The organism is Calothrix sp. NIES-3974, from assembly GCF_002368395.1.
GTDB lineage: Bacteria > Cyanobacteriota > Cyanobacteriia > Cyanobacteriales > Nostocaceae > NIES-3974.
Genome location: NZ_AP018254.1, coordinates 2,256,337 through 2,272,648 on the forward strand (window position 1 = coordinate 2,256,337; position 16,312 = coordinate 2,272,648).

At 42.4% G+C, this 16,312-nt stretch carries 15 protein-coding genes; 3 read left to right on the plus strand and 12 right to left on the minus strand.

The features are described from left to right. Positions 1–2: 2 nt before the first annotated feature. From CDC37_RS08865 to CDC37_RS08880, 4 genes are all read right to left on the minus strand, one after another. Complete coding sequence (locus tag CDC37_RS08865; RefSeq protein WP_096621430.1) at positions 3–1,457, minus strand: NHLP bacteriocin system secretion protein; 1,455 nt, start codon at positions 1,455–1,457, stop codon at positions 3–5. Between the two features lie 72 nt (positions 1,458–1,529). Further along, positions 1,530–2,624, minus strand: a complete 1,095-nt coding sequence (locus CDC37_RS08870) for a cyclic nucleotide-binding domain-containing protein (RefSeq protein ID WP_096621431.1) — start codon at positions 2,622–2,624, stop codon at positions 1,530–1,532. Positions 2,625–3,008: 384 nt separating this feature from the next. After that, entirely contained in the window at positions 3,009–3,302 is a 294-nt protein-coding gene (locus tag CDC37_RS08875) for a CTB family bacteriocin (protein WP_096621432.1), read from the minus strand. A 169-nt stretch (positions 3,303–3,471) separates the two neighbouring features. Next, positions 3,472–4,353: a metallophosphoesterase gene (locus CDC37_RS08880; RefSeq protein WP_231943336.1), complete on the minus strand. Its 882-nt coding sequence runs from the start codon at positions 4,351–4,353 to the stop codon at positions 3,472–3,474. A gap of 632 nt (positions 4,354–4,985) precedes the next feature. On the opposite strand from CDC37_RS08880, the gene der reads away from it, so the two are divergent. Next, complete coding sequence (gene der / locus CDC37_RS08885; RefSeq protein ID WP_096621433.1) at positions 4,986–6,347, plus strand: ribosome biogenesis GTPase Der; 1,362 nt, start codon at positions 4,986–4,988, stop codon at positions 6,345–6,347. Between the two features lie 34 nt (positions 6,348–6,381). Beyond that, positions 6,382–7,323: an energy-coupling factor transporter transmembrane component T family protein gene (locus tag CDC37_RS08890; protein ID WP_096621434.1), complete on the plus strand. Its 942-nt coding sequence runs from the start codon at positions 6,382–6,384 to the stop codon at positions 7,321–7,323. Between the two features lie 143 nt (positions 7,324–7,466). Here the strand turns inward: CDC37_RS08890 and CDC37_RS08895 are convergent, their stop codons facing one another. Together CDC37_RS08895 and nadC are read right to left on the minus strand one after the other, a co-directional pair. Then, on the minus strand, positions 7,467–7,634 hold the full coding sequence (locus CDC37_RS08895) for a hypothetical protein (RefSeq protein WP_330220838.1): 168 nt from the start codon (positions 7,632–7,634) through the stop codon (positions 7,467–7,469). A 52-nt stretch (positions 7,635–7,686) separates the two neighbouring features. Beyond that, entirely contained in the window at positions 7,687–8,556 is an 870-nt protein-coding gene (gene nadC, locus CDC37_RS08900; RefSeq protein ID WP_096621436.1) for a carboxylating nicotinate-nucleotide diphosphorylase, read from the minus strand. A gap of 227 nt (positions 8,557–8,783) precedes the next feature. Between nadC and CDC37_RS08905 the strand changes: the two genes are divergently transcribed. Next, the gene (locus CDC37_RS08905) at positions 8,784–9,302 is read left to right on the plus strand and encodes a DUF2267 domain-containing protein (protein ID WP_442861070.1); all 519 of its coding nucleotides are present in this window, start codon (positions 8,784–8,786) and stop codon (positions 9,300–9,302) included. Between the two features lie 109 nt (positions 9,303–9,411). On the opposite strand, the gene CDC37_RS08910 is transcribed toward CDC37_RS08905, so the two are convergent. The 6 genes from CDC37_RS08910 to CDC37_RS08935 all read right to left on the minus strand — a co-directional run bounded on the left by CDC37_RS08910 (position 9,412) and on the right by CDC37_RS08935 (position 16,211). Beyond that, positions 9,412–9,801, minus strand: a complete 390-nt coding sequence (locus tag CDC37_RS08910; protein ID WP_096621438.1) for a hypothetical protein — start codon at positions 9,799–9,801, stop codon at positions 9,412–9,414. A gap of 122 nt (positions 9,802–9,923) precedes the next feature. Continuing rightward, complete coding sequence (locus CDC37_RS08915) at positions 9,924–11,513, minus strand: FAD-dependent oxidoreductase (RefSeq protein WP_096621439.1); 1,590 nt, start codon at positions 11,511–11,513, stop codon at positions 9,924–9,926. A 104-nt stretch (positions 11,514–11,617) separates the two neighbouring features. Continuing rightward, positions 11,618–12,154, minus strand: a complete 537-nt coding sequence (locus tag CDC37_RS08920; RefSeq protein WP_231943338.1) for a hypothetical protein — start codon at positions 12,152–12,154, stop codon at positions 11,618–11,620. Positions 12,155–12,549: 395 nt separating this feature from the next. Next, positions 12,550–13,407 (minus strand): hypothetical protein, encoded by an 858-nt coding sequence (locus CDC37_RS08925; RefSeq protein WP_096621441.1) that lies wholly within the window; start codon positions 13,405–13,407, stop codon positions 12,550–12,552. Between the two features lie 784 nt (positions 13,408–14,191). Continuing rightward, on the minus strand, positions 14,192–15,175 hold the full coding sequence (locus CDC37_RS08930; RefSeq protein ID WP_231943434.1) for a nucleoside hydrolase: 984 nt from the start codon (positions 15,173–15,175) through the stop codon (positions 14,192–14,194). A gap of 58 nt (positions 15,176–15,233) precedes the next feature. Next, positions 15,234–16,211 carry a ribonuclease Z gene (locus tag CDC37_RS08935; protein WP_096621443.1) on the minus strand — a complete coding sequence of 326 codons (978 nt, stop codon included), beginning with the start codon at positions 16,209–16,211 and terminating at the stop codon, positions 15,234–15,236. Between the last annotated feature and the right edge of the window lie 101 nt (positions 16,212–16,312).

The window sequence follows — 16,312 nt, forward strand, 5'->3', positions numbered from 1 at the left end:
ACCTAACTTGCACCGGTCAACTCCTTCAGAATTGGTAACACAAATTCAAGGGGACGTTTTTTCTCAACTTCAATCCGGACTGTTGTGGTGGTTCCAGCTGTAATTTGACTATCGGGTCCTTTGGAAGACGACCACTTGTAACCGCTTTTCGTGTTCGGATCTAATTCCATTTCGGTGAAAACGGCAATGTGGGGACCTTGGTTAATCACACTGGGGAGGATATCAGGGTTGCCAACAATACTAGCTGCACCTTGTTGGGTAATGGGGAAGCTGGAAACATTGGTAACTTTGGCTCTAATACCGCCAAATTCTTCCCGTTTGACTGTGGAAGGTGTTACTTGTAACTCCATACCCGGTTTAATATTCTTACCATCATTGACGGGTAGGAAGGTGACATTAACTAATTTGGCATCAGGTTCTTGAGCAGCAATTGTACCGATACCAATTCCCGCTTGCAATACTTGTCCAGGTTTAGCGGTGATTTCCAACACTGTACCAGTAAAATCACTGACAATTTGACTACTTTGTTGTAGCTGTAATTCAAGTTGACTGATGATTCTTTGGGTTTCTTGGATTTCTTTTTGACGGCTAACTTGAGCGGTTAGATCCTGTTCTTGTTGGCTAGCTTTGCGACTGGTGAGAGCTTTTAACTGGGTTTCAATTTCGTTAGCGCGGTTGAGGTTATTTAGGTATTCCTGTTGTGCTTGAGCTTCCCTAACTGCAACTTGGTTTAATTGGGATTCCACTTCGTTAATTTGGGTTTGGGAACCGATAAATTCCTGTTGTGCTTGCAGAGCTACATCCTTAGCCACAGCACCTTGTCGGAAGAGATTTTCCCGTTCTTCCCAACGTTTTTTCAAAGTTGGTTGCAGGTTGCGCAAAGTTTGCAAACGCTGACGCAGATTTTCCCGTTCTTTTGTGAGGACATCTAAACCCTTTTCCCGGAGTACCGGAGTCAGGGATTGAACTGTTTCTAAGCTTTTTTGTAGGGTTTCTCGCTGTTGTTCGAGTGCTTTTTCTTCCAATCCGGAACGTTGGCTTTGGATTAGTTTAGCAGTTTGGTCTTGCAAGCGCAATTGGTTGAGTTTTTCTCGATTTAATTGTAATTGGCTGCGTAATTCCGATTGGTCAATGGTAGCAATAACTTGACCTTTTTTGACCTTATCACCAATATCAACCTTTAAATCGAGAATGCGTCCAGAATTCGGGGATTGCAACGTCACGACTTTACTAGGATAAATAATCACACCGCGACCACTGGTAATCACAGGAATTCGACCGAACCAACTCCAAGCACCAGCAGCAGCAACCAGAGAACCTAAAGCAAATAGGGACAACCAACGTCGGGGATTAGTGACTTTGACTAGTAAATCGAGCTGTTCTGGAGAAGAAATTTTTTCTAAAGCTTCTTTACGAAAGATATTATTTTTAGGTTGAGTATTTTGTTGCGTAACCATATCGGGTGTACCAATTGTGAGTAATTAAATTGGGAGTTGGGAAATGCTTGAAATAATCCAAAATCTAAAATCCTACTTGATTCCCACACGTTTGAGCATCCAATCAAAACGCGCTCCTGCGATCGCCATCTGTGTTAAAAAATGATTATTGAGTTCGTTGGCATAGTCCTGGTCTAGGGATTCACCACTGCTGTAGGTTAAACGTCCATATCCTAACCGGGACACAATTCCCTGTTGTTTATCGGCGAGAATAATGGCTAGAACTCGATAAAATCTGGCTGCAAAGCCAACATCGTGTAGGAGTTTGGCTGATAGTCGCCATTTAGGTATGGATAAAATTAACGAATCCCGTAGCGCTTTTACCGTCACTGCTGGGGGTTGGACTTCAATAAATGGAGTTTCCCCCACAATATCCCCCCGCGATAATCTGGCTAATTCCTTTTCAATGATTTCTTGGGAACTATCTTCTAAGTTAGAAAAAGCATGAGCTAGGGGATTAAAATCGCCTTCCGGTGCATTCAATGCTACCGCCCCATCTAGTAAAATATGCAGGAATTCGATGGGTCTACCGCTACGAATTAATACGGCATCGGTCGTCACTTTTTCGACTTTACCCGCCGCAATTAACCAATCAATATCACTATCTTCTAATTCCGCAAATACAATTAAAGCTTCCCGTAATTGGGGTTGACTCAAGACAACCGTACTATGACCCAATTGGGAGAGAATTTTTTCCAGACGATGGGCCATTAAAATCGCCACAGACCGGTATAAATGGGCTGCAAATTCCTGGTCTTGCCTTAATTTTGCCATCAGTTGGGAAATCGGAATTTTTAACACTAACGATTTACAAGCTGCTGTCACCGTCGTCGGTAAATAATTCTCAACTAAGGGAATTTCTCCCACCATTTCCCCACTCGACAATTGGGTTATTTCTCTTCCCGGTAATGCACCACCTTCTAAAGCAGCAAAAGCTCTTCCCAAGGGGTTTTCGTTTGGTTGATTGAGGGACACCGATAATGCACCATCAACCAGCACGTAAAGTGCATCTATTGGTTGACCTTGTTGAACTAAGACCTTTCCTGACTGAATTTCTTCTTGGTGTCCAACGGATAACATCCAGTCAATATCTTGATTGCTTAGTTCCTTAAGTAGAACTTCTGTCATGGATTACATTCCCTAGTCAAGCTAAAACGGTGGGAGAAAATAGTTTTGTGAAAATAATTGAGTTATCCTGTATTTGGAGTAAATCCCTAAACTCGGATTTCTCACAAACTCCGAAAACTTGTAGTTAGTAGTCCGTGATGGGAGTAGGGAGTAGAGAATAATGGGAAAATCAACCCATTACTTAAGGCTTATCACTCCCTTATGAGAAATGTCGGTAAAGCTTCTAGGGAATACAGAGTAGTCGTAACAAATCCAGGCTATGACTCGTAGTTGGTTGTTAAATAAATAACAGCTAATAGGTACTAAATTAATTACCGATGAATACGGGTGGTGTGTTGCCATAAATGCACCCACAAATATTACCGCTTCTTGCACCCTTACTGTTTATCGACCAAAAAGTCGGGCAAAACCAGCAACAAAACTTAAAGCATCGCTGACGGAACTAAATCCCAACCCAACCATTTGAAAAGCTGAGGAAGAGATGAAGGAAGAACGGAAAAACGAACTCCCACCAAATCCTCGACGACGACGACGGGAACCAGTAGTACTTCCAGCAAAAATATCTTGCTGTTGGAAGGTCGCACCCGACAGGTAAATATCGATTCCACCTGCAACAGCATCAAGTTCCTCTGGGGATAATTCCACCGGACTATGATTATGTTCGATTTGATTAGACATTAGGCGCTTCCTTGCAGAATCGTTGGTTAATCTCTGCAATCTCATATTTCTTACGAGGGGAAACTCATGCAATTTATTTTGGATTTTGGATTTTGAATTTTAGATTTTAGATTTTGGATTTTGGATTATTTCAAGCATTTCCCAACTGCCAACTGCCAACTGCCAACTCCTAATCCCCAACCCCCAATTCCCTACTCCCTGCATCCAAAGTAAATACGGTAATTTCTGGACGAGCATTAAATCGCAGATGGAAACCTGTCATCCCAATCCCGCGATTGGTATATAGTTTCATTTCCCCCAGGTCGTATAAACCTGCATAGTACTTGCGACCTAGTATTGGCAAAACAGGTGGAGTCACAAAAGGTATGCGTAGTTGTCCAGCATGGGAATGACCAGATAGTTGCAGGTCAAATTTATGGGTTTTGACACTAGTGTCGGCGAAATCTGGTTCATGGGCAAGTAGGATGGCTGCACCATCGTGAGGAAGATTATTTATCACCCGATCTAAACGGTGTTGACCCACCATGACATCATCCACCCCAGCAATATACAGTTTCGCTTTACCCCTGGAAATTTGGGTGACAGCGTTGCGTAGGTTTTGAATTTGATTTGTTGTTAATGCTTGATCAACTCCTTCCGGGTCTGACCAATAGTCATGGTTTCCTAATACGGCGATTTTGCCATCGGGAGCGTTGAGTTGACCGATAGTGTTCTGCAAAAGGGGAATAAAGCGCTGTTGACGACGGGAAACAAAGTCACCTGTTAGCACGATTAAATCAGGTTTTTGGGCATTTACCAACTGGAAAACATAATTCAGTCGCTTCTGGGTCATCCATTTGCTAATATGAATATCGCTGATCTGAACGAGGCGGTAGTTGTTAAATTCTTGGGCTAGGTGAGGTAAGGTAAGGTGGATGGAGTTGATTTCAATCCAATTGGGTTCGATAAAATAGGCGTAAAATAACAGTATTGGCAGAATAAGGATGGTGGTGATGGGTCTAAATTTGGGTATAAACTTAAGTAAGCGTTTTAGTTTGAGGCGATAATTCAAAATCCCATTCTCCACTATCGTTGCTAATCTATTACCTGTTTTAGCGTAAAAAAATTAAATAATTGTCTTCGTAATATGAAGAGATAGGAATCTAATTTAGTGCTTAAATCTATATTATTGGGTCAGGGAGTAGGGAGTAGGGAATGGGGAATGGGAACTAGTAGGAAAATTAGTCCCTGACTCAAGCGTTACCACTCACTTATGAGAAACCCAGGTAAGGATTTGAAGTGGATACGCTACACTTTTTATTTCCCTATAGCCCAAATCCATCCTCAACTTAATTCAAACTGCCTATTCCCGATTTCCAAAAAACGAGAAGCCAAGTATTAAAAACGACTGTTGAAACAACCTATACATACCAATTTGAAAAATGAGACAGATTCCACGACAACCCTAGCCTAACGACATAGCTTTCGCCTACACATACCCGTAAGGGTTATCTAAAATCCGTCCTGGAAAGTTTGGTGGAAGAATAAGTCTCCCCCGAAGTTTACCGGAAAGCGCAAAGTCTGCGGGGGATACCCCCCGTAGAACTTTGTCAGCAGAAAATCTTCCCGGTAACTTCTGTTCCCCAACTTTCCGCAAAATCCAAAATTTCAAGATTGCAAATATAACTAATTAGGACAGAAAAGATGAAATTACCTATTGTTGCTATTATTGGTCGCCCAAATGTGGGTAAATCAACCCTGGTAAATCGTTTAGCTGGGGAACAAACAGCGATTGTCTACGATGAACCAGGGGTGACACGCGATCGCACTTACTTACCATCTTATTGGCGCGATCGCGATTTTTTGGTGGTGGATACGGGGGGCTTGGTGTTTAATGATGATAGCGAGTTTTTACCCCATATCCGGGAACAGGCGATCGCGGCTTTAAGTGAAGCTTGTGCGGCTATTTTTGTGGTGGATGGACGCACTGGTTTAATTTCGGCGGATGAGGAAATTGCTGAGTTTTTACGCCATCAAAAAGTACCTGTGTTAGTGGCTGTGAATAAGTGCGAATCCCCGGAACAGGGTTTAGCTCAAGCGGCTGAGTTTTGGTCTTTGGGTTTAGGTCAACCGTACCCGATTTCGGCAATTCATGGTAGCGGAACTGGGGAACTACTAGACGCTTTGGTTGAACATATTCCCTTGGTGGTAGATATGCCGGAAAGTAACGAGATTCGAGTGGCAATTGTTGGCCGTCCTAATGTCGGTAAATCCAGCTTATTAAATACCTTTGTGGGTGAAAACCGAGCCATTGTTAGTCCCATTTCCGGAACAACCCGTGATGCAATTGATACTTTCATTGAGCGAGATGGCCAAACTTTTCGCTTAATTGATACAGCCGGAATTCGCAAAAAGAAACATATCGATTATGGTACGGAATTTTTTAGTATTAATCGCGCTTTCAAAGCCATTCGTCGAGCCGATGTGGTATTACTGGTAATTGATGCCCTTGATGGTGTCACCGAACAGGATCAAAAGTTGGCTGGACGGATTATTGATGAAGGAAAGGCTTGTGTTGTCGTTGTCAATAAGTGGGACGCGGTGGAAAAAGACTCCTACACGGTGTACGATTACCAAAAAGTCCTCCAACAACGTTTACATTTTACCGAGTGGTCAGAAACCGTATTTGTGAGTGCAGTGACAGGACAGAGGGTCGAAAAAATCCTCGAATTTGTCGTCCAAGCAGCTCAAGAACACAAACGTCGCGTTAGCACCTCTGTGATTAACGAAGTCCTGGAAGAAGCCATTAGTTGGCATTCCGCTCCCGTCAGTCGCAGTGGTAAGCAAGGTAAAATTTACTACGGAACCCAAGTCGCGATCGCACCACCAACCATTGCCTTATTTGTCAACGATGCCAAGCGGTTTAGCGATAATTACCGTCGCTATATCGAACGTCAATTTCGTCAGCAATTAGGATTTAAAGGTACACCAATTCGTTTGTTGTGGCGCAGTAAGAAAGTTAGGGAAGTGGAAGGAGCTACCATTAACCGAGCTACTCGCGTGTAAGATATATTTGTATTTTGCTACTTCCCATCGATAAATGGATTTATTGCGATCGCTTCCTTTAGGACTATACTTGGAACAGCCCCAAACCTGGCTCCATAAGCTCGATCCACGGGTAAAATTATTGTGGTTGATGAGTTTCCTCACAACCTACGTCTTTGCCAGCAATTTGTGGCGTATATCCCTGGTTGCGATTCTAATTCTTGTCACCATTTTTGCTTGGATTCCCCGACGGGTTTGGCGACAACAAATGGGTTGGTTATTAATACTGTGTTTTTTTGTATTTATTATTGCAGCCCTAACCCCCGATGGTCTAGGTGTCAACTACCAACCCCGTCGCCCCATCAATGAAAGTGTCAGCCTTGCACCACCGACTATTCCATCCACTCCCCCACCCACCACACCTTCCCTTCCCCCACCAGTCAAAGCAGCCCAGAATTATCGGTATGTTCTAGTCAATAAGGGTTTAGTTCGAGTTACTCGGCGATCGCTGGATTTAGCTGTGAGTTTGAGTACACTGCTGTTTACAATTATTTACAGTACTAATTTATACTTATTAACAACAGCACCAGAATCGATCACAGCTGCAATTGAGGATTTCATGCAACCGTTGCGACGCTTTAAATTACCAGTTACAGAAATTGCTTTAACATTAACCCTTTCCTTAAGATTTATTCCTTTAGTGCTAGAAGAAGTGCAAAATCTGATTCAATCAGTGATGACCAGGGCCATAAATTGGAAAAAATTAGGCATCAAAGGGGGATTAAAAGTATGGTTAATTGTCGCCGAAAGATTATTAGATAATTTACTCCTACGTGCAGAACAAATGGCCAATGCAATGGTAGTGCGAGGATTTACTAGTCCCAATGAACACCGTGTCCAATGGCATGATTTTCACTTAAAAATCAGAGATTGGTTTGCGATTTTGATGTTATTAATTTTTTGGGGTGTACGCATAGCCATCGGTGTCAAAGTTTGAGCAAACTAAAAAAATTACGTAGACGCGTAGTGTCTTGCCGTAGGCTATTACGTAGCTAGCTTCCCGCGTAGCGGGTATTACAAATTACGTACGCGCAGCGTTGCCGCAGGCTATTACTTAGCTAGCTTCCCGCGTAGCGGGTATTACAAATTACCCAAAACCTGTGGAAACTGCATACTATGTAAATAAGCATACCTACCACCCAGAGCAATTAATTCTACGTGAGTTCCCGTTTCCACAATTCTCCCCTGCTCCACCACCACGATCATATCGGCATTTTGGATAGTGGAAAGGCGGTGAGCAATTACCAAACAAGTGCGATTCTTCAGTAATTCTTGCAGTGCTTGCTGTATTAAATTAGAATTACTGTATAATATTCATACTTAAATCCAGCCATTTAGACTGGGTAATGGGAGCGCTACTGGAAATATAATCAACTCCGGTTTCTGCGACGGTACGAATTGTTTCCAGATTAATATTACCTGATGCTTCAATTTTGATATTTTTCTGACTAGCGCGAATCATTTGTACTGCTTTGCGCATGGTTTCAGTAGACATATTGTCCAGCATGATGATATCTGCATTGTACTGAATCGCTTGCTGCACTTGGTCTAAATTTTCGGTTTCCACTTCAATGGTCATAGTATAGGGAATACGCGATCGCACCCTAGTAATAGCTTCTCCGATTCCCCCGACTGCGGCAATATGATTATCCTTAATCATCACCGCATCATCTAGTCCCATGCGGTGATTAATCGCACCTCCAAGCTGGGTAGCGTATTTTTCCAAAATCCGTAATCCTGGGGTGGTTTTGCGGGTATCAACAAATTTGGTCGGCAAATCGGTGATTTTTTCCACATATTGACGAGTGAGGGTAGCAATTCCACTTAGACGCATAGCAATATTTAAAGCCACCCGTTCCCCCATCAGCAGAGTATCCAAGGAACCGTGCATCCTCGCAATCACTTGACCTTTTTGACAAAATTCCCCTTCCCCGGCAAAAGTGATAAAACTAACTTGGGAATTTAACAGTTGAAATACCCTCCCCGCAATGGGTAAACCTGCGATTACCCCTGGTGATTTTACGATCCATTCCGCTTGTCCATCGGTTTGATGAATAGATAACAGAGATTGGGTAGTGCGATCGCCTCGTCCAATATCTTCTCGTAACCAATCCTGTAATAATGGGTCAAGTAAAATATGGGGGGGGAGGACAGCGTTTACTGGGGTCATTGGATTTTGGATTTTGGATTATTCGATTTTGGATTTTTAAACGGTGGATTCTTCCCAATTTATCACTTTTGACTCGATTCGGATCATCTTCATATACCTCTTTAGACCCAATATCGACTTGACTGATGAAAGGTGCTAAGTATTGATCCTTTGTGCGACCTTAGTGACTAAGCACAGTTAAAGAAACTAAGGGTGATCCACATACTATGACAAACCCAACATCAAAGATGAATACTCCCGAAATCGACCCAACAGTGATCGAAGATCCACGGATTGCGATCGCCGATCAACATCGCTCTTTTTTGGAAAAGGTAATCGTCAAGGGGGGATTTGCTGACCCCTATGATGCAAGGGATTTTACTGAGGTCGTGTTCCGAGTGATGCGGGATTTAATGACTACTGAAACCGCAGACCGGGTGGAAGCAGAACTAACCGGGGAAATAATGTCAACCAATGAAAAAGCTTTGCAGATAGAAATTTCCGAACTCTGGAACGATACTAATCCCATTGTCGGGTTTTTGAGTCGGGTACGTCCACCTTGGCAAGGTCCTGGTATCTTTAAAATAGATGCGGATCGTTTCCTATTTCGGGTTGCCAATGAGGGGGGATTACCTGCAACCATCGACCGGGAACAAGCTGTACAGGCTGTTTTTTCAGCAACCAAAGATGAACTTTCTCCTGAACGCGTACAGGAAATTTCCACATGGCTTCCGGGAAAGGTTCGTCAACTTTGGGAACAAGCCTAATAGGATTTTCGATTTGGGATTAAAACCCAAAGCAGCGTTGTAGAGACGTAGCATTGCTACGTCTTTAAACACCCGAAAATTTCCAATGCGTATTTGTCTTCAGCAATACCTAAAAACGAATACCCAATTGTCCATTAAATCCGCGTACAGAATTATAGCCACCACCGACAAATAAATTTTGGGTAGCTCGAAGTTGTACACCTCCAGACACGGCAACACCCTTATCGTCAGAATAGTAACCTAATCCCACATAGGGGGAAACATAGGGTAGGGAGAGAAATTTGAGTACATCCACACCTGTAGCACCATTGGGTCCGACTCCTAATTCTGCACCAATGTCTAATGCCCGCGCACCTACTGAGTAAGTCACATCACCATCTTTGCTGCCGACGGAAACCCAAGGTTGGGGAATGATTTGCGCAGAAGCACTTAAGGGTGTAAATACTGCCATCAAACCTAGGGAAGTTAATATTGTTTTTACCATAAATCCTGGCTTCATATTCATATTTCTCCAAAATGGAATCATAATAACCTACTGGTGATTACCTAAAATAACCCACCAAGGGAGTAAATGTGACGAATTTAACTGTATAAAAGTGCCAAATTTGCTCCTTGGGACAATTAAGCTGCTAAACCTGTTTCAAAAGAATCTATTTGGGCGATCGCGTCGTTAACTCCGTAGGGTTGTCCGTAGATGGCTGATAGTAAACCCCGTTGGGCGAGGAAATCACGGACTTGACGATTAGAAATAGTATTCAAATTCACATTGTTTAACATGGAAAGGGCGATCGCAACTCCCACTCCCTGACCAACGAAGGCATTAAATTCCACGATTCGTCCGGCGGAACTGGCGTATCCTTCAAATCCGGATGCGGGACTAATTACTGATAAATTCGGCACATCTTTGAGTAGGGTGTGTTGGATACCGACATTGAATAGGGGTGCAGGTAGTTTCATGAAAATTACTTTTTCTAAACCTTTTTCAGCTGCTCTATCCCCTAAACCAGCAATTCCTCCCCGGATATCAAAGTGGTAGCCAAATGTACCAATAGCTTCCGATGCGGGGACACCTCCTTGTAGCATTTCCACTCCCGTGAGGGGGTCATTTACCCCGACAATATTTCCGGCTCGACGGATGTATAATTCGGGTGCAGGGGTGACACGGGTTGCACCTAAACTCTGAAACCAGGGAACGATATATTGGTGGAATTCATGGTTCATCTCTGGAGTCGGTAAAGCCTTATTCCGTGCGAGATTTTCCGCTTGGTCTGCATTCACATCAAATAACAACGCATTCCAGGACATTCTCCCATCCGCAAACACTGCGATATTCCCCCGGTCTAAAATCGCTTTACTTACCCGCAAATCCAATACGCGATCGCGAAAAGCGTGATAAGCTATTGATAAAGCATCGCTACGCACGTCAATATAATCCCGACCTGCGTACATAGCCAAATTTCCTAAGTTATCGCGGTTTTTCACAAACGGTTCCCGCAACATCTGTGCTTTGTCCCCATTTCCCCCTGCTGCAATCTGAATCCATTTTTGCGCTTCCCTGTCGTTAATATCGGCAAACCGACGCATGTAATTCATTTCCACATCTTTGAGTTGGGATACGGATATACCTTCCGTCTCAAAGGTTAACGTCACCGACAGTTCCGAATTGGGTAAACCAAAGGTCGCAAATCCTTTCTGTTTCTCCACACCGCTAAATTGTGCAAGCTCCGCATTCACCGTTGCATCGATAAAATATTGACCCATATAAGTTTCACCACGATGCAAGGCAATCCCCGCAATTGCTTTCCCCTGCTTAATCACACTCTTAATTTCCACATTGCTGAGAATATCTGCACCCACTTCCCGCAACATTTCCCGCAAGACTTGATCCCCTTTCCTTGCATCTAATGCTATCTGTGCAACCTGAGCGCGATTTAAAAATTCTTCATAAATCTGGGCTGATTGTCCGTATATACCCAAGCCATGTGCATCACGAACTTGACGAGGAACAACCGAACGGTCAATATAAGCTAAACCACCACGTACCAGGTGTCCACCCACTCCTAACAAGGAATTACCCTTAAACATGACTAAACTATGAGGGTAACGGTTTGTACGTCGGTAAAATTCCCGTGCGGCAGTCACCAGGGTGAGAATTCCAGGTACCTCATCACCAAAGCAAATAATATCATAGTTACGTACAACTTCCGGCATTAGCGTTTTCTCCCATCGTTTTCTTATCTCTAGAGAAAACAACAGCCATCAGCACCCCAATTCCGGATTTGTTTGGTTTAGCAACCGTAAATATACGGTTTTTTTTAATCCAGAAAAGACGTATTAGTTGTACAATTAGGAGGAATATTTGCTCGCAACCTGAGTTCGAGGAAATTACGATTCCTGGGGGTGTTAACTGAGCAATGATTCGCTTTTACTTGATGGGAATGAATTTGAGGCGATTGGGACAAAATCAAAGCTCTACCGACTAAATTTCTGAGGGAAGAAGGGTGACGACGACGTTCTGGTTTTGTGATACCATGACGAAGCACAACCTCCTTGGTAGCTCGTGCAGAAATCTTAGAAAAGTTGCTTTCTGCGTAATCACGGGAATCTACTTTTTTGATTGGGGGAACGGAATTGATTAGTCCTCCCTGTTCTGGATAAATATCTTGCTGTAACTTCGTCAAAATTTGCAGATGACGCAGATGAACCTGTACCTTTGGTAAACTAGCATTTACTTTGGAGGATTGGCAAAGAATAGATACTAAACCAGTTGCTAATATCGGTGTCAACACTAGCATCCAGAAAGATAGGAAAGTTTTCACTGGAAGTGTGAGTGGTTTTGGCATTTTAACCATAGGGAAACTCATGACAAACTCAGTATTCCCATTTCGGGAAGTGAGATATCAAATTTTTGCTGTTACAAATCAATCTTTTTTGAATACACTTGTACGCTGAAGTTGGAGTGAATCCACTTTCGCGAAACAAGATGCATTTTAGATTCCCCTCATCATCGCTGCGAACTTTTCTTGAAGACCTGTCCTGATGAAAAGTAGTGGTTTTAGGTCAGGGAAGGGAATACCTTTCGGGTCTTGCTCCTAGCTTACTTAAAACTGATTACTTCCAGTCGGGACATGGTGAAGATGAAACTTCCAAGATTTTGAACTTTAGAAATTTCGGTCTATGAACTTTGTTGATTTGCCACACCCATAGATTATATGGCAAACAGAGACTTTTGAGTCAACCTGGAAATTTAGATTATTTTCATAGCTTGTTGCCATTCCCTAAATATATCTGCACGGATATGTTTTTGAGCGACTGCGATCGCATTAGCTTTTTTTCTGTATTTGCGTATCCGTCGCAATTCCAAAAAGGATAAATCTGGTCTTTGAATCCGAATAGCCCAAGCTTTATTTTGATTTTGGTGGAGATTAATGCGATACCCTTTATACAGGATAATACAGTGGTCGGGAACGCATTTATCATCTTCTAGATATTCAATTTTGACAATATTGCCATGTTGATCTAGTTTTTGGAACGGGTACACTGGGGGAATTAGTAACAGTTTGAGAATTTGGTTAACTAATTCCGGTTCATGGCAATCACCATCTACACACAAATATAATTTTAATTCGGGATTTTGAGATAGTTGGGTTTGGAGGTCTTGAGCGAATTCCTGAATTGCAATCACCGGATTTGTTGCTTGGGTAATAGTTTGCTGCAACACATCACGTAAACTTTCTAATATTTGGGTAATATCAACGCTAATTTTAACTGGTTGATTGCGGATAACTATATGTTGTATTTCCGGTATGGGGGGTGAAATTGGTAATTGATAATTGTCGAAGTTTGCATGACTATCGAAGTTATGTCCAAAATTATTCATTGCCATAGCAGAGGTAGATACATTTGGTGATGATGCTGTTGTTTGCTGTCTATACCATAAAATAAATCCGGTAATAAATAGGATTAATCCCAGGATTATCCCCGCATAGTTGACACCTAAATATTGGTAAGTGAAGGCAATTATACAAGCCGTTAATAATAGTAGGAAAATAAATATAACTAATCCCTTAACTAAGGATGATTGGAAAAATCTTGTTCTATTCATTAACTTGTTATTGAAAACGCCATAGGTCTTAGTATTTCTAGTAAAAGAATACACGAGACAGGATGATACCAATTTTAGATGGGGTGCATCCCAGCTTTTATTGCTCGGTAACAGAAAAATATGAGCATTATTTTGGAAGTATAAACTTCAGCAATCGCTGGACTGATTCTGACGGGAATTCGACAGATTATAAACGCTACCACCCCTGTAAATCAATGATTTTGAAAGTTAAGGTTTAAAGTAACCTCATCCATTAGTTGAGAACAAACTCAATAAATGACTGATTTCAGGTTTCATGATTTTATTCTCAACATCATACTCGGAGGTTTTTAGAAACTTCTATTTTCTATGAATGATACTGGACAAGAGTTTCAGGCTTCATAACTCATCGAAATCACGTGATTCTGAGTGATAGATTTTGCAATTGCCACTTTGCAAGAAGCCGCTACGCGAAGAAGTGCAATGACAAAATATATTTTTACATATTTGGGATGCTCCCTTTGAGATGAAGCTGCATATAATTGTTTTGGCTTTGCATGGTTGCGGGATGATAATTAAGTTTGCATCTTGTGAAATCAAGAAACATTTCTGCCCATAGATGAAAATTATCCCTTGATGATGCAACGCCATTTTTTGCGTGTTCCACAATAAATTTACTACTCAATGACATAGCAAACGATAAATTATATTACTACATGTTAATTGCTGCACCTATACCCAACCCACCCTGAATATAAATAGCTTCACTGATAGTGGGTTTAACGTAGTATACTAGCTTCACCTATCACCTCAGCAAATAGCGCAGATCCGCAATTAAACTTGCCAACAAATTATCAACATCCACATCAACTGCAACCCAAGCATTTGCAGAAGATTTGGGAATATGTCGATTATCAAAAAAAGTTTTACCCTTAGTAAATTTTCCTTGGGTTTCCACTTCCACCTTCGCACGTTGCCAAGTCAAAGTTTCTGGATAAAATAAATAGGCAATCGTTGCCGCATCATGCACTAAAAATCCTGGTTTTCCTCCACTTTCGCGATAAAATAAAGTAGTTGCACTCATAAATCGACTTAAATCATCGATAAATCCCCCTAAAAAATTATTCCCCCTATCCCCATCAATTCCCACCAACATTGTCGGAGAAAAAATCAACTTATGGGTAATATCCAATGGTAAAATCACAATATCATCACGGCTATTTAATACCGTCGCAGCAGCTTCACTATCATAGGCAATATTAAACTCCCCATGGGTACTGACATTTCCCGGCACAGCAAACGCCCCTCCCATAATAATAATCTCCTTCGCTGCCTTGAGGATACCTGGTTGCTGTTGTTCCGCAGCTGCTAAATTAGTTAAAGGCGCGATCGCAATAATAGTTATCTCTCCCGGTTGCCGATTCAAAGCCTCAATCAACAACCGATCTGCAGTCGGTGCAGTCATAAAATCATGGCAAGCAGGTGGTAATTTTTGCGACAATCCCCCCATCCCATCCTGTCCGTGAATATAGTCGGCACAGGGAATCTCCGCACAATTACGAGCTACTCCCCTCGCCACAGGTATATTTTCCAGCCCCACCACCCCCAAAACCTGACTAGCATTCCGAAAGGTAGACTCCGCACTCACATTCCCCTGTACCGTCGTCACTGCAACTAATTCCCCATATCCTTGACGAATTAAACTGGTTAGCCACAGCAGTGCTAAAATATCATCCCCACCAGGGTCAGTATCTAAAATTACTTTTACCCCTTCACCCATAATTTGCACCAAATGCTACACCCTACAACCTTTGCCAAGTAGAGACGACCCATCGGGTCGTCTCTACTTACCTCGACCCAACATTTTTGCGGTGGTCAGGTACTAAATCTAAATCACGACGACGGGGAATTTCGTAATTCATCAAATCACTAGCCATACAGGTATTCGGAAAAATTGCTTGAGCTTCCTTGAGTAAATCCTTCAATTCAATCGGATTTCCCGGAGCATAACGGGGGCTAAAATGGGTCATAATCAACTGACGTACACCTGCGGCTAAAGCTGTTTGTGCAGCCATTGTGGTGGTTGAATGTAAGCGCTGAAAAGCCATTTCTGCATCTTGATGGGCAAAGGTTGCTTCATGGATCAACACATCCGCATCCTCCGCCAACTTAACTGCGCCATCACAGTAAATTGTATCAGTACAATAGGCTAACTTCCGCCCAATTTCCACTGGACCAGTTAATTCCCGTCCATCAATTACCCGTCCATCTGCAAGGGTGACGACCTCTCCCCGTTTGAGTTGTCCATAGATTCTTCCGGGGGGAATTCCCAATTCCTGAGCTTTTTCGATATCAAATCGACCAGCACGGTCTTTTTCGGCGACTCGATAACCAAAAGCCGTAACCCGGTGGTGTAGTTGTTCGCAACTGACGATAAACTCATTATCCTCGTAGATAATACCAGGTTTGACTGTATGAACTTTAACGGAATAGGAAAAATTGGTAAAGGAATAGCGACAACAGGCCTGTAAATATTCTTTTAAACCAGAAGGTCCATAAATATCCACCTGATTAACATTGCCAGCCAATCCACAGGTGGCCAACAGTCCCATCAGACCAAAAATATGGTCTCCGTGCATATGGGTGATAAAAATTCGGGACAAATTGCTAATTTTTATATCGCTGCGAATAATTTGGTGCTGGGTGGCTTCTCCACAATCAAATAGCCATAATTCAGCCCTTTGGGGTAAACGTAATGCCACACTCGAAACATTACGCGATCGCGTTGGTACTCCTGAGCTTGTCCCTAAAAATGTGATCTGCACGAATATTGATTGCCTTTGGATATTTGCTTGCAAATGAATCTCTCATTATTTTATCGGTATTTGCCATCAATCGACGTGACACCACAGGTAGTCAATTCATT